Source organism: Akkermansia sp. AE01SA01 (genome assembly GCF_036417395.1).
Lineage (GTDB): Bacteria > Verrucomicrobiota > Verrucomicrobiia > Verrucomicrobiales > Akkermansiaceae > Akkermansia.
In genome coordinates, this window is the sequence record NZ_CP143890.1 from 1653945 (window position 1) to 1672800 (window position 18856).

Below are 18856 nucleotides of genomic sequence, written 5' to 3' on the forward strand. Positions count from 1 at the left end.
AGAAGAAAAAATCTCCATGCAGAATTTTGTAAAATAATAAATTCACTGAAACAGAAATGGTCTCTTTGCCAGAAACACAGCTCGCGTACAAGTCAGAGGAGATTTGCCATAAAAGACTTTTCCTTAGAATTGTAGCTTGACTTCGGATTGGAAATCCTTTACCCACCCCAAGGATTTCCTTTTGAGTTGTTATCGCATTTTTCCCTTACAGTACTGTCCCTTTTCCAATGATTACCCTGAACAGCAAACTCTGGATATTTGCTTCCATTCTTTACCTTGCCCTGCCCGTCATTCTGTGGCTTGCCGGATGGATACAGCCCTGCTTTTCCATTCCTCTCATTGCCCTTCTAGCAACGGGGCTCTGTCTCATTTACCGTAAACTTCCGGCACGCCAGATTACCGTTCCCCGCTTTCCCTGGGTCATATCCCTGATCCTCATTTTTCTGGCAGTGGCTATTATCGGATTTGACGGTCATTTTAAACAGAATGGCGATTTCTTTTTTCGCAATCCTATCTATACCGACTTAATCCAGTATGACTGGCCTCTCGTCTTTCCTGACGGAAACCTGTTCGTTTACTACTTCGGTTTCTGGCTTCCTCCTTCCTTGGCGTCCAAATTCCTTCCTCAAAGCTGGCATCCGTACATTCTGTGGCTCTGGAGCCTGGCTGGCATAGTGCTTTTTACCGGCTCCATGACCATCCAGTTAAAAAAGAAAATATTGCTTTTCACCATCATCTTCTTTTCACTATCAACATGCAGTAATCTGATTGTAGGAGCGTTGCAAACAATCGGAGTTAAAGATGAATTCCATCTCTGGGGTACCACCGCTGATAGAATTAAAAGCATCTATTGGGGCTATCCACTGACGGCGCTGTTATTTACCTTCAATCATTTCATTCCCTGTCTTTTATTCGGAGCCATTTTTATCAACAAGGTTCTCGATAAAGCAGGACTTCTGTTCACCAGCAGTCTTTTGCTGATCTGCTCCCCATTTGGGGGGCTGGCCTTCCTTCCCTACCTGGCCTACACCTTTTATCATAGTTTCCGATCTTCCTTTCTGTTCTCCGAATTAAAAACTCCCAGAGCTCTCCTTTTAATGACAACAGCAGTCATCCTAACACTACTGACCGGCCTGTTCCTGACTGGAACAGGCGTCAACGGAGCCGGCTCCATGAGCATGGAATTATTATTCACCAAAAAGCCAGAGGTTTTCTCATTGCCCTATTTCTTGTATATAGGCGCGTTCCTAGTCATCAACCTTGGAGTGTCAGTATTATTACTATATCCAGCCTACCGCAAATCCACCATATTCTGGATTACCATCGGCTCATTACCCGTTTATTCACTCATTTACATGGGAGACAAAAACAATGAACTAATGTTCAAGTCCTCCAATATCTTTTTTTTCTTCCTGGCTTTTTTCTATACGCAAGCATTATTTTGGATGACTGGCAAAAGACGACTTCTTTTAATCATCTATATCGCCTTAGGCAGCCTTATTCCTGCCAGATTTGCTTTTCTTCAGTTTAAATCGTTCGCCGTTTCTCCAGCTGCGCGGGAGCAGAATATCAATAACAAATGGCACGGCACTATTTATCATCCCGATGATGATGAATATCTGAAAGCCGTCAAGGATGCCGGAAAATGTAATCGCATGCTCTTCTATTCACAGTCGGGGGAGAGCACCCGCGGGCTGATGTGCTGGGCCTCCACAGGAAAACGGGCAGACGAACACGGGCCGGCGTCTCAAGACAAATAAGACGCCTGCTTGATATTGCCCCCATCATCAGGAGCAGCCTCTCCTCCGCCATAGATTTTGTATATGCACCCAGAAGGCCCGGAATCGTGGAGCTTTCCTTAGACAACTCCTCCATTTTTTCTGTTTTGTAAATATGTCATTATTCGTGAAACACCGCAAAACGCTTCCCATGCCGCCGCAGGCAGTATATTAGAGTAACTGTAAATAGCAAACCACACGATGATCACCCGGAAAAATCAATCCAGCACTTACCGGCCCTCCCACGACCGCACCCCCAAATATACGGTCAAGCAGGTGGCGGACATGATGGAAATGTCCGCCTACACCATCCGTTATTATGAGAACGTGGGGCTGATTCCCGACGTGGACCGCAGCGGCGGAAACGCCCGCATGTTTTCTGAATACACCCTGGGCTGGCTCCGCCTGGTTCACTGCCTCCGCATGACGGGGCTTCCCATTGAGGAGGTCAAGCACTACATCGACCTGTGCCAGGAAGGGGATTCCACCATTCCGGAACGGGCGGAACTCATCTTCAAGCAGGAAAAAAGCCTCAGGAACCAGCTCCGCGTGCTGAAAAAGCAGATGGAAGTGCTGAAATACAAGAAGAAATTCTACCAGGACCTGCTGGAAAACCGCAGGCCGGACAGCTGCAATCCCCTGAACCACGCCCCCGCGAACGAACCGAACATCACGCCGGAGGACTGAACGCGGTTACCGGATAAAATTGGTCCCCACGCGCGGTTCTTCCTCGGGAAGGGGCACTCCCGCCAGCTTTCCCGCTTCAATGCTTTTCAGCAGCCAGGCCATGTTCCGGCCCAGCGTCCTCATGATTTGCAGGCCTTCCAGGTCCTTGCGGACTTCGTCCGGCGTGTTCCCGTGAACCATGTTCCAGTATTGGGAGGAGACTATGGGCATGGAGCTGAACAGCAGGTATTTATTCAACTGGTCAAGCGTGGCGGTGCTTCCCGCCCTGCGGCAGCTGGTGACCGCCGCGCCGGGCTTGCCCCTGAACCGGGCCGATGCGGCATAAAATACCCGGTCCAGGAAGGAGCTCATGTCTCCCGCCGCTGAAGCGAAATGAACGGGGGAACCAAACACGAAGCCGTCGCAGCCCGGGACTTTTTCAAGGAACAGGTTCACGCAGTCATTCCGGAAGCACTTGCCCGTTTTCCGGCATTCCCCGCAGGCGATGCACCCGGCTACCGGATGGCTGCCGATCCAGAAAATTTCCGTTTCCACGCCGCAGCCCTCCAGCGCCCCCGCAACTTCCTTCAGCGCCGTATAGGTACACCCGTGTTCATGGGGGCTTCCATTGACGAGCGCCACTCTCAGCTTTTTTCCGGAGGCGGCGGGAACGGTTTCCGCGGCGGACGCAAAGCCCAGCCCCAGCCCGGCTCCGGCGGCGGCCATGCCCATCTGTTTCAGGCTCGCTCTGCGCGAGATGCTGCTTGAACTATTCATCATGGATGGTCCTATTACAAAAAAGAGGGGGAAAACATCCCCCTCTTTGTCATGATCCGTTTTCTGTTCCGGACGATGCTATTTCCCTCCGGCGGCCTCCGCGTATTCCTTATCCGTCACGGGGCCGCCCCAGATGGTTTTGTTGGAAGCGGCTTTAGGAGTAATGCCGATGTGGACGAATTCGCTGTCCGGAGCCGCTCCGTGCCAGTGCTCCGTATTTGCCGGGATTTCCACCACGCTGCCGGGCTCCAGGCGGCGCGCCTTCCTGCCGCGTTCCTGGTAATAGCCCGTGCCCTCCGTGCAGAACAGCACCTGCCCCACGGAATGGCTGTGCCAGTTGTTGCGCGTGCCGGGGGCAAAGGTGACGTTGTAGGCGGACATGTCGTAGTCCCTGTTGTCCACCATCATGGCCACCCAGGCCTTCCCGGTGAAATTGGCGGGGGCGGGATTGCCCTTCGGGAAAGGGTCGTCCCTTCCGGCGGAGCCGGAAATATTCAGGATGGCGTCCACCTGTTCGTCCGTCAGGCCGTTGTGTTTGCCGATGCGGATGTGGGAGTTCAACTGGCTTTCCGTGCCCTTCATGGAGGCCAGAGCCGCAATGGTGGCAAGCTCCCGGGTTTTCCAGTCAAGATTGTCGCGCCCGAAGATGTCGCCGAAGAGGTGGGCTTTCAGGAACTCGTCAATGGCCGGGGCAAACTGGAAAAGCTCGCCCTTGACCGGAGCGCCGCAGAGTTTTGTCTGGTTCTCCGTGCCGAAGTCGATGCTCCTGCCAGCCGGAGGGGCTCCGGCTTCCGCACCCTCCCTGTCGTTGATGCCGCGCGCGGCGCGCTCCTTGGACAGCTCCATCAGGGAGCTCAAAGCGTTCAGGCTGCGGGGGAAACCGCAATAGGCATACATCTGGACGAGAACTTCCCTGATCTCGTTCAGGCTGAGTCCGGCGTCCAGCCCCGCGGCCAGGGCGGTTTTGAGTCCGTCCATGTCGCCGCGGGCGGTATGGGCGCTGATGGCGGCAATCTGCCGTTCCTTTGGCGACAGGGCTTCCGTGCTGTTGTTCATGGTCTGTGCTTCCGTGTGGTTCATCAGGAAAAGGAGGGAACAGGCCGTTCCCAGAAGGATTCGTTTCATCAGGCGCATTATTTGTTGATGGTGATTGTGTCATTGACCCACTTGGCCAGGGCGGCCCGGGACGTTCTGATTCCGTCGCCGGCAAAGGCGCCGCCCTTGAGAACGGAGGACTTAGGGCACAGCTTGCGGACCGCGTCCGCGCAGCGCGCCATGCCGCCGCCCCCATGCGTCACAAAGGGAATCACCGTCTTTCCGGAGAGATCATGCCCCGCCAAAAAGGAGGAAACGGGAGGGGCGATCGTGCTCCACCAGTTGGGACTCCCGATGAACACGACGTCGTACTTCCCGAGGTCCTCCACCCGGGCGCTCAATTTCGGCCTGGCTCCTTCCTGAATCTCTTTCTTGGCCTGCACGGTGCATTCCCGGTAATCGGCGGGATAAGACTTGACAGGCTTGATTTCAAACAAGGTTCCTCCCGTTTCCTTCTGGATCTGGGCGGCCGCGTACTTCGTGTTGCCGCCCCAGGAATAATAGGCGATGAGAATCCTGGACGGTTCCGTGGAAACTTTGGGCTGTTCCTGGGCTGAACATCCCAGCCCGGTCAGGAGTGACGCCGCCACGGCGGCTATGATTGATTTGCTCTTCATGTCTGGTGTTCCGGTGAATGGTTGACCTGTGCACCGGTCCGTACCGGGCCGGTTCATCCGGGGAAAGCCGTACTCCGGCGCTTCCCCTTGTCTCCTGTTTAAAGGTTACAGTTACTGTAAGTCAACAGGATTTCATGAAAAACTTTTTCTCCAGCTTTTCCGGCAAAGATGGAATATTGCCCCATCAAAGGAAAATCCCCATGCTCCTCATTCCGGCATGAGCCGCCCACATTCGTGAAGATCAACGGCTTTCTGCCGGGCAGAAAAAAATTCCACGCCCCGCATGACGCGACGGAACCGCGACCGCATGCTATTTGCCATCAGTACACATCCGGTACGTTATTTTGATCCGTTCATGACCTCCGGCCATTTGGGAAGGCAAGCGGCTTCAGTACCTTTCACTTATCTCCAATTTTGGAAAAGGAAAGGCGGGAGAATAGAGAGAATCCGGGCGGGGACCTATTCCTTTATCCGATCAATATAAACTATTTCCGGTGTGTCCCCGTTGAACTTGAGTCCGTAAAAATTCGTGATTATTTGCGTCCTCACCTGTCCCGCTCTTTTTTTAAGGGTGAGACGGATTTTTGCCACCGCCTCATAATCAAATAAATTGTTGTCTTCCGCCTTGTTTGCCTTCACATCCAACAAATCCGTGGCAAAAATTTCATAAGGGCGGGTATGGTTTTTTATATCTTTCCTGATAAAAGACTTTTCCACCTGCCCTTTATCAAAATATTTAAAAATGCGGTCCCCGAAACATGCCATCTGTCCCTCTACATCTCCGATGTTCGTGAAACGGCAATGATTTTCAACCAGTTCACGTACTTTCTTTTCCTTGTTTTGGGAAAGGTCCACAACAGAAAGAACGGTTTCAGCCGGTTGTTGAGGCTCTGCCGAACCTGCCACAGAAGTCCGGGATGGAGGAGGAGAAACTGAAGTCCCGTTATAGTTCAAATGTTCTATATGAAGAAGATGATCTACATGTAAAAAAGGAAAACTTATCACTCCGCCAATAATGGACAACCATCCCAGGCCTTTTGCACTTATAAAATCCATAAATCGTATTTGTCTTTTGGGATTGAGCTGAAATTTCGCATGATGGAACCATATTTTAAACAATAAGTCAAACTTCAACACTCAACAGGGTCGGCAGGATTCCGTTTCCAGCACGTTCCCGCAACTCCCATTTCTTTATCAACTTCCAATGTTGACCATTCCGCGCAGGCAGGGAAAAATCCGGCATTCTATTTTTTCCCAGCCCCGGAAATCATGAAGAATGACCGGACCCTGTAAAATCCGGGATAGGGAATATTCAACGGGGTTGCCCCGCTAGCGGAACAGCCCCGTTTCCCAGGGAATTTTCCGGAGCATCATACCTTCTTTTTCTTCCCAGCCGTCAGGCGGAAGAAGAGGGGAACCAGGAAAACGGCCAGCACCGTGGCGGTGATGATGCCGCCCAGCACGCCCGTGCCCACGGCCTGCTGCGCTCCGGCGCCCGCGCCGCGCGCAAAGGCAAGCGGAATGACGCCCGCGCCGAATGCCAGGGAGGTCATCAGGATGGGGCGCAGGCGCAGCTTGGCCGCCGTTACCGTGGCCTCCATTATTCCCATGCCGTCGCGGTACAGTTCCTTGGCCACTTCCACGATCAGAATGGCATTCTTGGCGGAAAGGCCGATGGTGGTGATGAGACCCACCTTGAAGTAGATGTCGTTGGGCATGTCCCTCAGGAAGACGGCGAGCAGCGCCCCGATCAGCCCCAGCGGCACCACCAGAATGACGGCGAAGGGGATGGACCAGCTTTCATACAGCGCGGCCAGCACCAGGAACACGATGAGGATGGAAAGCCCGAACAGGAGGGAGGCCTGGGAGCCGGCCTGCTGTTCCTCATAGGACTGCCCCGTCCATTCAAAGCCGATCCCCGGAGGCAGGGAGGAGGCAATCCGCTCCATGGTCTTCATGGCGTCCCCACTGCTTTTGCCGGGAGCGGCGGAGCCGTTGATGGTGAAGGAGGGATAGTTATTGTACCGGGTGAGCTGCGGCGGTCCGGCCGTCCATTCCAGATCGACGAAGGAGGAGAGCGGCAGGAGGCTGCCCGCTTCATTGCGCACGTGCAGGTCTTCAATGTCGTCCCCGCTCAGGCGGCTCTTCCCGTCCGCCTGGATGATGATGCGGCGCACCTGGCTGCCGTGCATGAAGTCCCCCACATAACTGGAGCCGAACATGACCGCCAGGGAGTTGCTGATTTCCGTCATGGGCACGCCCATGGAAAAGGCCTTGTCCCTGTCAATGGAGACGTCCAGGCGCGGCGTGTCCGCCTGGCCCATGAAGTGGACGTCCGCCAGGCTGGGGTCCGCAGCGGCCCGGCTGAGCAACTCCTCGCGGGCTTCCACCAGGCGTTCGTAGCCGATGGCGCCGTGGTCCTGGAGCCGGAAGTCGAACCCGGAGGAGTTCCCCAGTTCCGGCAGGGCCGGCACGTTCATGGCCAGGACAAACATCTGGGGGTCGCTCATGAAGCGGCCATTGATCCGGTTGACGATTTCACCGACGCCCAGGGCCGGGTCCGTGCGCTCGCTCCAGTCCTTCAGGCCGACGAAGAGCATGGCCATGTTCGTCCCGCTGCCGAAGAAGCTGAAGCCGCCCACGGAATAGACGTGCTTCACCGGTTCGTTCTTCATCAGGTAGTCTTCCACGTCGCGCAGGCGGGCGCTCGTTTCTTCCTGAAGGGTGCCGGGCGGCAGAGAGACAAGCACCATGCAGCTCCCCTGGTCCTCTTCCGGAAGGAAGGAGGAAGGCAGCGTGAGGTACAGGTATCCGGCCCCGGCAATGACGAGGACGTACACGAAGAGGGAACGGACGGGCCGCCGGATGATGCCGGAGACGGTTTTTCCATAGCGTTCCGTGGAGCGGTTGATCGTCCTGTTGAACCAGCCGAAGAAGCCCCTCTTGTCCTGATGCTCCACGGAAGAGGGTTTCAGCATGGCGGCGCAGAGCGCGGGTGTCAGGGAAAGGGCCAGGAACGCGGAGAAGGAGATGGAAACGATCAGGGTTACGGAGAACTGCCGGTAGATATTGCCCACGGCCCCGCTGAAGAAGGCCATCGGGATGAACACGGACACCAGCACCGCGGTAATGCCCACGATGGCGCCCCCGATCTGCTTCATGGCCTTGATGGTGGCCTGCCGGGCGTCCAGACCCTCCTCCTGCATGATGCGCTCCACGTTTTCCACGACGACAATGGCGTCGTCCACCAGGATGCCGATGCTGAGCACCATGCCGAACATGGTGAGCATGTTGACGGAGAATCCGGAAATCCACATGACGGCGAAGGTTCCCAGCAGGGCTACGGGAACGACGAGCGTCGGAATCAGCGTGGCCCGGAAGTTCTGGAGGAACAGGAACATGACCAGGAACACCAGGCCGATGGCTTCCAGCAGCGTGGAGACCACCTTCTGGATGGAAATTTCCACAAAGTGGGTGGTCTCATACGGGATTTGGTAGGAAACGCCGGGAGGAAAATCCTTGGACAGTTCGTCCATCTTGTCCCTCAGCAGCCCCATGGTTTCCACGGCGTTGGAGCCGGGGGCCATCTTGATGGCCATGCCGGTGGCGGCCAGTCCGTTGCACCGGGAGAAGAAGGAGTAATTGTTGGCGCCCAGTTCTACGCGCGCCACGTCCCCCAGCTTGACGGAGGAGCCGTCCGGGAGCGTTCTCAGCGCAATGGCTTCGAAGTCCTCCGGCGTGTGCAATTCCTCGCTGGCCACCACGCTGGCGTTGATCGGCGCGTTTTTGGAGACCGCCGCGCCGCCGATGTCCCCGATGATGATGCGCTCGCTCTGGGAAGCTACGGCGCTGACGATGTCCGTAGGCGTAAGCCGGAGGGCTTCCAGCTTTTCCGGATCAGGCCAGATGCGCATGGACATTTCCGCCCCGAACAGCTCCACGCGGCCCACGCCCTTCACGCGCTTCAATTCAGGAATGAGGCGGGCGGAGGCAAGTTCCCCCAGCTCCGTGCCGTCCAGCGCCCCGTCGGAGGACAGGGAAATGACGGCCTGAATGTTGTTGGAGGATTTTTCCACGAACACCCCTTCCCGGCGTACGGATTCCGGCAGGCGGGATTCCACGATTTTCAGGCGGTTCTGCACTTCCACGGCGGCAATGTCCGGGTCCGTCCCCTGCTGGAAGGTGACGGCTATTTCCACCATGCCGTTGGAGTCGCTGGTGGCGGACATGTACAGCAAGCCCGGCGCGCCGTTGATTTCCTTCTCAATGACGGCGGTAACGGCCTCCTCCGTAATTTGGGCGGAGGCCCCCGGATAAGTGGTGCGGATGGTGATGACGGGCGGTGCGATGTCCGGGTACTGCGCCACGGGCAGCATGGGAAGGGCCAGCAGGCCGACCAGGGAGATCAGCAGGGCCACCACCCACGCGAAAATGGGACGGTTAATGAAAAAGTCAGGCATGGTCTGGCGGTCAGTTGGAGTTTTCCAGAGGAGCGGCCTCTTCCTTCACGCTCACTTTCATTCCGGGCCGGAGGAACATTGTCTTGCTGGTGACCACCCTGTCCCCGTCCTTCAGGCCGGAGGTGACCAGCCATCTCTTTTCATTCATGGTTTCCGTTGTCACCGGGCGGCTTTCCAGAATGCCGTCCTTCCCGACGACTAGGACGGAGGCGCCCTGCGCCGTGCGCATCACGGAATCCCGCGGCACGGAAAAGACATGGTTGCGGACGGCCTTGTCAAAGACCACGCGCACGTAGCTTCCGGGAAGCAGTTCGTGGTCCGGGTTGGGGAACTGCGCTCTCATTTCAATGGTGTCCGTGCCGGGGTCCACCGCCATGTCCGAGAAGAAGAAATGGCCCTTATGCGGGTATTCCTCTCCGTTGGGGAGCAGCAGCCGGACCTTGATTTCTTCCAGCGGTATTTCCTTCCACAGGCCGGAAAGAATGGCCCTGCGGAGCCTGCTGCGCTGGGAGGCGGGGGAACTGAAACGGACGTAGATGGGGTCTATCTGTTCCACCGTGGTCAGGTGGGTGAACCCGTTCTGGTCCACCAGCGCCCCCTTGGTGACCAGGGCGCGGCGCACGCGCCCGGAAATGGGGGCCGTCACATTGGTGTATTCCAGGTCCAGCCGGGCCCGTTCCAGGGCGGCCTTCGCCGCGGCGTATTCCGCACGGGCGCGGGCTTCCTCCGCCACGGACTGCGTGTGCTCCCGGCCGCTCACGGCCCCCTTGGAAACCAGGGCGGAATACCTTTTGGCCTTGTCCTGCGCGTCCGTCAGTACGGCCTGCGCGCGGTCAAGGGCGGCCTTGCACTCGTCCAGCGCCGCCTGAAGCGGCTCCGGTTCAATCTTGAACAGCAGGTCGCCCTGTTTGACGTTCTGCCCTTCCTGGTAAAAGCGTTCCTGAATGATGCCGGTGACGCGTGCGCGCACCTCCGCCTGAAGGAAGGCCTCCATGCGGCCGGGCAGATTGGAGGTGACGGGGATTTCCTCCCCGCGCACTGTCGTCACCGTCACTTCAGGTTCCGGCATCATCATGGGGTCCTGCGCGCTTCCGTCGTCCCGGCAGGAAGAGAGGAGCGGCCCCGCGGCAAGAAATAAAGAGAAAATAAATTGGGATTTCATTTGGCAAACAAGGTTGAACATGCCGGGAAAAGGATACTTGTCATGCACTCTTTTTCCATGGATCATGCAGTGAGGTCTATGCTATAAACCCTCCCATAATAGGAGGGTCAACACGAAATTCCGCAATGCAAAATTTTCCCTTTGCGCAGGAAGGTATTTTGAAGCCTAATCTTTATAAAAACGGTAACTAAGGAATTATATAAACTACTGTTTAATAATTTATTATATTTCTCCATAAAATTCATGCCGGGTACTTTCTCCCCCTTTTAAACTATTTCTGCCATACATGGACAAAAAACATTTGCTGACCATCGGAAACATCTCCAAACAAACCGGGGTCCACATCAAATCCCTCCGTTACTACGACAAAATAGGTATTCTGCCGCCGGCCCATGTGGACAGGGAAACAGGGTACCGCTATTACGATTTCTCCCAAATCCAGCTCGTGGAGGCCATCCAGTTATGCGTGGAGCTGGATATTCCGCTGAACCGGTTTACGGAATTCCTGACGGAAGACAAGAAGAGCATCCGCTACGGCAAGCTCATCGCGTACGGGTCCATGCTGGCGGATGAAAAGATCCGCGCCATCAATACCAAGCTGCACATCCTGGACGAGATGCAGAAACACATCCGCCACGCGGAGAACTACCGGTTCCACAACGGCCCCATCAAGCTGGCAATCCCGGAAAAATACTGCTGGGCCCTTCCCTACCGCGGAAGGCAGCGCAGCACGGAATACCATCTGAAATTCAACCGCGCGCTGGAGGACATCAGCCGCCGCGGACTGAAAACAGGATCGGAAGCGGGCATCCTGATGATGAGCCGTAGCGGCGTCACGGAACGCTTCCTTTACATTGAGGTGGACATGGAGCAGTTCCGCGAGCCACTTCCGGAGGAAATCATTCATCTGCCGGAACTCTCCTGCGTCTGCATGAAAACGGACCACAGCGACATTGAACAGGCCGCCTTCCTGTTCCCGGACCTGTTCAGCCGGGAATACGACCGGATTGTGATGGAAACGGAGCTGTTCCCGGACCATTACTATTTTTCACACCCGCATTATGAAATCAGATGCTCCGTGCCGGACGGCGGGGCATAAGCCCCGGCACTCCTGAACAGGCTGTTCCCGGGGCTTTCACCGCCCTCCCGGAATAAAAAACTCCCGGCTTGCACGTAGCCGTGGCTGCCTTTCATTCCCTCTTCAGGCGGATCAGGACGATTTCCGCGGGAACGCCGATGCGGACCGGAAAACCGTTCCATATCCCCGCTCCGTTGGAAACGTACAGCTTCATGGAGCCCACCTGGTACGGCCCGGAAACGAAGCCGTCATTGAAACGCGCCACCAGCCGGTCAATTCCGGTGATCATGCCGCCGTGCGTATGGCCGGAGAGCTGGAGGTCCACCCCGTGCCGCGCCGCCTCACGGGCAAGGCGCGGCTGGTGGGAGGCGAGAATCCGGACCTTCCCCGGCGGCGCTCCTTCCAGCGCCTTGTTGATGTCCGGCTCTTCCCTGCCCGTCATCCCGGCCACGGGGTCCGTCACTCCCGCCAGAATGACGTTTCCGCCGCCCGTCAGGACATGTTCGTTGGGAAGCATCCGGATGCCGAGCGTCGGAAAAAATTCCATCCATTCCTCATAGCCGGAGTAATATTCGTGATTGCCCGGAACGCCGAACACGCCGTATCTGGCTTTCAGGTCCGCAAGAGGCCGCAGGTCCTCTCCGTGCACAGGAACCGTGCCGTCCACGAAGTCCCCGGCAATCACGACAAGGTCGGGATTCAGCGAGTTCGTGCGCTGCACGATCCTGCGGATGCGGTCGGCGCGCGTGATGCCGTCCGCGTGCAGGTCCGCCAGCAGCGCAATCGTCATGCCGTCCACCTCTTCCGGCAGATGGCCGACTGTAATCGTTTCTACCCGCACTCCCGGCACGCTGGTCCCGTCGATGACGCCCACGGTTGCGAGTACGGCGGAAAGAACCAGCAGGGCCAGGTTTACCCTGTTGACGATGATGCGGCGGCGCGCCGTCCTTTTCTTCCGGAGGAAGAACAGCATCAGGCGGTACAGTCCGACCACGATGTCGGCGGCCAACAGCAGGAAGAAGAACAGGAACAGGACGGAAAACAGCCACGCGGCGGCGAGCAGCAGCCACTCCGGCAGAACCGGGGAAAAAAACATGGGGCCGCCGAAAAGGTGCAGAAGGTGGAATTTGAACGCCGCCACGGCCAGCAACGCCGAAAGCGCCGCCCTCCATCCCCAATGCAGGCGCAGCGGCAGAATGGCCCGCCAGAAAATGTAGCCCGCAAGCAATGCTTCAAAAATCAAGATCATGCGTTTGTTCCATTCATGTTACTGCATTCCGCCGCACCTCGCAAGAACGGGAAGCGGCACAGGGACTCGTGAAGGTTTCTGCGCCTTCAGGTGCGGGAATTCCCGGAGAGCTTTTCATGCCTCCCACGTGGATGGGCCTTTTTGTCCGGACCGTTCCTCTTCCCTGCCGGAATGCCCTCATTCTTTTATTTCCCGTAATTGATCAGGAATTCCACCGTTGCGGGGTCTTCATGGGAAAAGAAGAGGCTTTCCCCGCCGTCCAGCCCGGCGATGGCTTCCATATCCTGCGGGGAGAGTTCAAAGTCAAAGATGTTGAAATTCTCCACCATTCTCTCCCGGTGGGTGGATTTGGGAATGGCAATGATGCCTTGCTGGACCAGGAAGCGGAGGGCGACCTGGGCCGCCGTCTTGCCATACTGCGCGCCGACGGCTTTCAGCACTTCATTGCTGAAAAAGCCGTTGCGTCCTTCGGCAAAAGGCCCCCAGGATTCCAGGCGGGTGCCGTACTTCTTCATAACCTCCCGGGTGTTGGCCTGCTGATGGAAGACATGCGTCTCCATCTGATTGACGGCTGGCTTGACTTCGCAGAATTCCGCCAGGTCGATAAAGCGGGCCGGATAGAAGTTGCTCACGCCGAGGGCGCGGATTTTCCCGGCGCGGTATGCCTCCTCCATGGCCCGGTAGGTTCCGTAATAGTCGTTGAAGGGCTGGTGGATGAGCAGCAGATCCAGGTAATCCGTGCGAAGCTTGTTCAGGGATTCCTCAATGGAAGCCTTCGCCTTCTCATAACCGCCATTGGAAATCCATATCTTGGTGGTGATGAACAGTTCTCCGCGGGGTATGCCGCTCTTTTCCGCCGCGCGGCCTACCGCTTCCTCATTGCGGTAGGCCTGCGCCGTGTCAATGGAGCGGTAGCCGACCTCAATCGCGTCCAGCACGCAGCGTTCGCATTCGGCGGCGTCCGGTATCTGATAAACGCCAAAGCCCAGAACGGGCATGGCTACTCCGTTATTTAATGTAACTTCTTCCATAACTATTTTTTTTGCATTGTTTTGATAAATCAAAATAAATCCTTGTGTTGCAATCTCTGCAACGCGGGTTCATGAGTGGCGTCGTCCATCATATGGGGAAATTCTCCACGATTCTTTTCCATATTCTTCTTATTTGTTCGTGTTCATTTTCAGAAATATCTCAGGCATGCCTGCCGAATCAACGGCATGCATATCCACTAAGTCGAGCCTCTTCACCATGTGTAGCGTTTCCGTCTTATACTTCTGGAAGTGGGCTGTCTGAATATGATGTCGGTAGGCTTCGGGCGAAGCATAGATTTCGAGGATGCGGATTTGTGTTGAATCCCGCTTCATCTGCATCGGATAAATGCAAATAACTCCCGATTCCTCTTTGACCGATGCAGCCCCTACCGTAGAGGCGTATTCCAGATATTCCTTCAAATACTGGGGATGTACTTCGATTTCAGAAATTCGAATTAACATGCCGTCTGCCGAGACTGCCGGCTTCGTTTGGGCTGATAATTGGAATGATGTAATCAACATCAATAAAGGGATAAAAAGATATCTTTTCATATTTTTGTAAAACGATGACTTGTCAATTTTACCTTCTATGGCAGCTTTTGCACGAGTCTTGGCAAAGCTGGTTTCAGAATATCAGATAATGTGCATTCCCATGCAGAATTCGCTCCGCACATCCGCGATATTCAGCCCCATGCCTGCGGCTACCGTGCCCATCTTCTTGAATGCCTTCGTCGTGTTATGTTATTTTCAATGTTCATTCCCTATGATTAACCTCCTGTCGACTATTTTAATGATAAGGATATCCGTCTTTAAAAGGAACATCTCCCGTTAAACGGTCTGCTGTGGTTCCAGCTCCTTCAGCTCGTACTTCCTGGTGCCCAGGCCTATCCTCTCGGCATGGTCCACCGTATGCTGGCCGTTGCGGCTTTTAATGCGCTCAATCAGGGGTTTGCTGTTGTTGCCTTCCGACGGCTGGACGGCATGCACCAGATCCAGGCACGCCTGGTCCAGGGCAACCGGATCAAGCGACGCCAGAATGCCAATGTCCTTCATTTCCGGGTCATGGGGGTGGGCGTCGCAGTCACAGTCGATGGACAGATTGTTCATGACATTGATGTAAAGTATCCTGTCCCCGAAGTAGTCCGCGACCGCCTGGGCGGACGCGGCCATGGATTCCAGAAAGGCGTCCTGTTCACCCAGATTGTCCCATACTTTGGAGACATCCTGCGTTTTCCCGGCCGAATGGATGTACGCCTTGCCGGCGGCGGAAGCCACGCCAATGGACTGGTTTTTCAGAACGCCGCCGAAGCCGCCCATCGCATGCCCCTTGAAATGGGCCAGGTTGATCATGAAATCATAGTTTTTCAGATGATCCCCTACAATGTCGTACTGGAGGTGCTTCCTGTCTTTTACCGGAATATGGAATTCTCCTTCGGCATCCATGATGTCCACCCTGGCAATGTCAAGGAATCCGTGGTCTTTGGCGGCCTGCATGTGGGCCTCCGTGCTGGAGCGTTTGCCGCCGTAGGCCGTGTTGCACTCCACGATGGTGCCGTTTACCTTGCGCACCAGGTCCCCGATGAGGGAGGGCTGGAGAAAGTTGTGCCCTCCGGGTTCTCCCGTGCTGATTTTGACGGCTACCTTTCCGGAAGCCGGACGTCCCAGGGCCTCGTAAATCTTCACGAGGCTTTCCGGGGTGATCTTTTTGGTCATCAGGACTTTTGACGCCTTGCCCGGCGTGGAGCTTCCGTGGGCGTATTCCGGCAGAATGCCGGCCGCCGCCAGGGAGGCCAGCGCCGCGCCGGAGGATTTGAGCCATGACCTTCTCGTTACCGTATCTTTCATGATGAATTTCTAATGGTTGTTGATGATTTTTCCCTTCCTGTCTTTAGGAGCGCATGGCGCCGCCTCCGCGTTCAGCATCTCCGAAGATTTTGAAAATTCCTTCCAGTCCCCGGAGCAGCAATTCCCTGGGGCAGGCAATGTTGAGGCGGATGAAGCATCCCTCCGTTTCTCCGTACATTTCCCCTCCGTTGACCATGACACGGCCTTCTTCCATCAGCCTTCCGACAACTTCTTCGGAAGGGATGCCCAGCACGGAACAATCTATCCAGACCAGGTACGTCCCTTCCAGCGGCAGGACATGGAACTGCGGCAGGCGCTCCCGGAAAAACTCCCGGACCGCCTCGTAATTTCCGTACAGGTAACGCTTCAATTCCTCCAGCCACTCCTCCCCCTCCCCGTATGCCGCGACCAGGGCGTCCACGGCGAAGGAGTTGACGTCGCACACTTCATTGACGTTGATGGCCCTGTCTATCTTTTTCCGCACTTCTTCATCCGCCGCGACGATGTTGGCTATCTGAATCCCGGCCAGGTTGAACGCCTTGCTGGGAGAAATGCAGGTGACGGAATGGAGAAGGGCCTCCTCCGAAAGGGAGGCGAAAGGCGTGTAGCGGTGGCCCGGATAAACCAGCTCGCAGTGGATTTCATCCGCCACGACAAAAACACCGTTTCTCAGGCAAATGTCCGCGATCTTCTCCAGTTCCTCCCGCGACCATACGCGCCCCGCCGGATTGTGGGGATTGCACAGAAGCATGAGCTTCACGGAAGGATCGGCCGCCTTGCGCTCCAGGTCTTCAAAGTCAACCGTGTAAACTCCGTCCGCGTACCGCAGATGATTGTATTCCGCCGCGCATCCGTCATTGCGGATGGAGGAGAAGAAGCAATTGTACACCGGCGTCTGGACGAGCACCTTGTCCCCCGGATCCGCCAGAGCCTTGATGATGGCGGAAAGGGCGGGAACCACCCCGGTCGTGTAGATAATCCAGTCCGGATTGATCTTCCAGCCGTGGCGGCGTTCAAACCAGTTCGTGACCGCCTCGTAATAGGCGGAGGGAACCCGTGTGTAGCCGAAAATGCCGTGGGCGGCCCTTCTCTGCAGCGCCTCCGTGACGGGGGGAGCCGTGCGGAAGTCCATATCCGCCACCCACATGGGCAGGATATCCGCCTGAGGAACGGAATCCCACTTGTAGGAATTTGTGCCCCGGCGCGGTATGACGGTATCAAAATCGTACTTCATGCGGCCTCCCCCGGCTGGACGTTTCTCGTTTCAATGGAGCAGTTCCCCGGAGCCTTGCAGTGGGCGTCCAGGAGTATTTCCCCGTATCCGTCCGCCACAATGCGGCCGCTGAGCGGGTTCCTGACGCTGGGGACAACTCCCTTGATGCCGGCCTGGACAGAGGAATATTCAAAGCACAAGTCCGCGTCCTCCGCAAACGTGCAGTTCTCCAGAACCAGGTTTTCCGCATAACAGAGGGGCTGGGTCCCGGAAATCCGGCAGTTGACCAGCCGCAGGTTTTTGGAGTGCCAGCCCAGGTACTCCCCGTCCAGCACGGAATCATACACGATGACGTTTTCCGTGTTCCAGAAGGCGTCCTTGGAATGAATCTCCGCATGGCGGATGACCACGTTCCTGCAATACTGGAAGGAGTAATTCCCGTTCAGCCGGAAGCCGTCTATGCGGATGTCCGCCCCGTGCATGAAGAAGTAGTCCCCCCTGTCCGCCTCCACGTGCCGCAGATCCGCGTTCCGGCAATGCCAGCAGCATTCCTGCGCATCCGTCAGGACCACGTTTCCCAATACCATTCCTTCCATGTCGCGGAACATCTTGGGGGCTTCCACACGGGTATCCTTCATGTGCAGGTTGCGGGAATACCAGATGGCGGCGCGGGCCCCTTCCCTGAACAGGCAGTGTTCAATCAGGAAGCCGTCGTTATGCCAGAAAGGGTACTTTCCGTTGAACTCGCACTGCACGGCTTCCACGCCGGAACATTCTTTCAGGGCGGACTCTCCGGGAAGAATCGTGACGTTTTCAAGCCTCAAATGGCGGGAGGAGAAGAGGGGGCGCTCCCCCTCGTAGGAAGTGTTTCTAATCGTTCTTTTACTCATGGCGATAAGGTTTTATGAAATGTTTTCCTCGGCGGGATGAAATCCCGTTCCTTCCCTTTTCCGTGGAAAGGAAAAATGTCTCAAGACATCTTTTGCGTCTTCTGTTTCCTTTATTCCACGTTAATGGTTACAGTAACTATCATGCAAAATATTTTTTCATTCTTCTTAAGAAAAGTTATAAAAAAATTATATTCAGTTTATTATACTGTCATGAAATAAATGGAGAACAAGGAGAACCATCAAAATCACCCTTCATTTTTCCCCTTCATGAATTCTTCCGGCCCGGGAAAAGCATGACACGCGGACAAAAGTGCACCGGAACCTCCGGCACGGCAGGCATACGGAGGTGCCGTAAAATTCGCGCTAACTTCCACCTCAAGGTTTTCATGTCAATGACATGCCGGATTTCGGCCCCGTTCCGGTAAGCTTCATCCACGGCCCTGGCTTCCGCCCGGATGTTCAGGTAGATATTATTTCTTCACGGAATAAATCCAGCATCTCTGCGTTTCTTTCATGTCGTCCCGCGGGAAAACCGTTATGGTCAATGAACGCCTTCATCTGGACGCACAGCAAAATACACGGGGTGGCCAAAACGGCGATGCCCGCGTCAAGTGCCTTGTCCATCAATTCCGCCATTGTCGTCCTTCTGGCGGCAGAGATGAGTATCATTGCAGGGAGGCAGTAATGGATGGTTTTGTCCGCAAGCGCACCTTCTACCAGGTGGCCGACGCTGCGGGTTCGCCGCCCAGAAGGTCGGAATTGCCGCTCTTGCGGAAGTCTGAAAGAGGTAATGAAAATATTCTTATCCGGCTTTTTGGGGAATTGCTTTCATTTAAAGGAATCGCGGTAGTCGGACATCTTCTCCTTCATGCCTTGGAAAGCATGGCAATCTTCCTCTCCATTTCCGCATACCTCTCACCCACCATTCCTGCCAACAGCTAATCCCCTGATTTACAAAGAAAAAAGAGCCTGCACCGTTGAAGTGCAGACTCTTA

General features: G+C 55.7%; 16 protein-coding genes. 4 read left to right on the forward strand and 12 right to left on the reverse strand.

Annotation, left to right across the window (positions count from 1 at the left end):
- Positions 1-227 precede the first annotated feature (227 nt).
- Positions 228-1760 carry a hypothetical protein gene (locus V3C19_RS06700; protein ID WP_295932658.1) on the forward strand — a complete coding sequence of 511 codons (1533 nt, stop codon included), beginning with the start codon at positions 228-230 and terminating at the stop codon, positions 1758-1760.
- A 219-nt stretch (positions 1761-1979) separates the two neighbouring features.
- Positions 1980-2465, forward strand: a complete 486-nt coding sequence (locus tag V3C19_RS06705) for a MerR family transcriptional regulator (RefSeq protein WP_295932656.1) — start codon at positions 1980-1982, stop codon at positions 2463-2465.
- Between the two features lie 6 nt (positions 2466-2471).
- Here the strand turns inward: V3C19_RS06705 and V3C19_RS06710 are convergent, their stop codons facing one another.
- From V3C19_RS06710 to V3C19_RS06735, 6 genes are all read right to left on the reverse strand, one after another.
- Positions 2472-3092, reverse strand: a complete 621-nt coding sequence (locus V3C19_RS06710; protein ID WP_343203839.1) for a flavodoxin family protein — start codon at positions 3090-3092, stop codon at positions 2472-2474.
- Positions 3093-3299: 207 nt separating this feature from the next.
- Positions 3300-4346 carry a carboxymuconolactone decarboxylase family protein gene (locus V3C19_RS06715; RefSeq protein WP_295932651.1) on the reverse strand — a complete coding sequence of 349 codons (1047 nt, stop codon included), beginning with the start codon at positions 4344-4346 and terminating at the stop codon, positions 3300-3302.
- Positions 4347-4354: 8 nt separating this feature from the next.
- Entirely contained in the window at positions 4355-4933 is a 579-nt protein-coding gene (locus V3C19_RS06720; RefSeq protein ID WP_295932648.1) for a flavodoxin, read from the reverse strand.
- Positions 4934-5392: 459 nt separating this feature from the next.
- Positions 5393-6070, reverse strand: a complete 678-nt coding sequence (locus V3C19_RS06725) for a hypothetical protein (RefSeq protein WP_130082729.1) — start codon at positions 6068-6070, stop codon at positions 5393-5395.
- Positions 6071-6303: 233 nt separating this feature from the next.
- Positions 6304-9393, reverse strand: coding sequence for an efflux RND transporter permease subunit (locus V3C19_RS06730; RefSeq protein WP_295932642.1), 3090 nt, complete (start codon positions 9391-9393; stop codon positions 6304-6306).
- Between the two features lie 10 nt (positions 9394-9403).
- Positions 9404-10555 carry an efflux RND transporter periplasmic adaptor subunit gene (locus V3C19_RS06735; RefSeq protein ID WP_295932637.1) on the reverse strand — a complete coding sequence of 384 codons (1152 nt, stop codon included), beginning with the start codon at positions 10553-10555 and terminating at the stop codon, positions 9404-9406.
- 286 nt (positions 10556-10841) lie between these two features.
- On the opposite strand from V3C19_RS06735, the gene V3C19_RS06740 reads away from it, so the two are divergent.
- The gene (locus tag V3C19_RS06740; protein ID WP_295877335.1) at positions 10842-11654 is read left to right on the forward strand and encodes a MerR family transcriptional regulator; all 813 of its coding nucleotides are present in this window, start codon (positions 10842-10844) and stop codon (positions 11652-11654) included.
- Between the two features lie 91 nt (positions 11655-11745).
- Here the strand turns inward: V3C19_RS06740 and V3C19_RS06745 are convergent, their stop codons facing one another.
- The 6 genes from V3C19_RS06745 to V3C19_RS06770 all read right to left on the reverse strand — a co-directional run bounded on the left by V3C19_RS06745 (position 11746) and on the right by V3C19_RS06770 (position 17861).
- On the reverse strand, positions 11746-12882 hold the full coding sequence (locus V3C19_RS06745; RefSeq protein WP_295932634.1) for a metallophosphoesterase: 1137 nt from the start codon (positions 12880-12882) through the stop codon (positions 11746-11748).
- A 185-nt stretch (positions 12883-13067) separates the two neighbouring features.
- Positions 13068-13913, reverse strand: a complete 846-nt coding sequence (locus V3C19_RS06750) for an aldo/keto reductase (protein WP_295932632.1) — start codon at positions 13911-13913, stop codon at positions 13068-13070.
- A 129-nt stretch (positions 13914-14042) separates the two neighbouring features.
- Complete coding sequence (locus V3C19_RS06755) at positions 14043-14465, reverse strand: antibiotic biosynthesis monooxygenase (protein WP_295932629.1); 423 nt, start codon at positions 14463-14465, stop codon at positions 14043-14045.
- A 276-nt stretch (positions 14466-14741) separates the two neighbouring features.
- Entirely contained in the window at positions 14742-15758 is a 1017-nt protein-coding gene (locus tag V3C19_RS06760; RefSeq protein WP_130082723.1) for a DUF362 domain-containing protein, read from the reverse strand.
- 43 nt (positions 15759-15801) lie between these two features.
- A complete protein-coding gene (locus V3C19_RS06765) occupies positions 15802-16992 on the reverse strand; it encodes a MalY/PatB family protein (RefSeq protein ID WP_295877325.1) in 1191 nt (396 codons plus the stop codon).
- On the reverse strand, positions 16989-17861 hold the full coding sequence (locus V3C19_RS06770; RefSeq protein ID WP_295932616.1) for a DUF3737 family protein: 873 nt from the start codon (positions 17859-17861) through the stop codon (positions 16989-16991). The genes V3C19_RS06765 and V3C19_RS06770 overlap by 4 nt, the downstream gene beginning before the upstream one ends.
- A 537-nt stretch (positions 17862-18398) precedes the next feature.
- Here V3C19_RS06770 and V3C19_RS06775 point away from each other — a divergent pair.
- Positions 18399-18803 carry a hypothetical protein gene (locus tag V3C19_RS06775; RefSeq protein ID WP_295877318.1) on the forward strand — a complete coding sequence of 135 codons (405 nt, stop codon included), beginning with the start codon at positions 18399-18401 and terminating at the stop codon, positions 18801-18803.
- Positions 18804-18856: the final 53 nt, after the last annotated feature.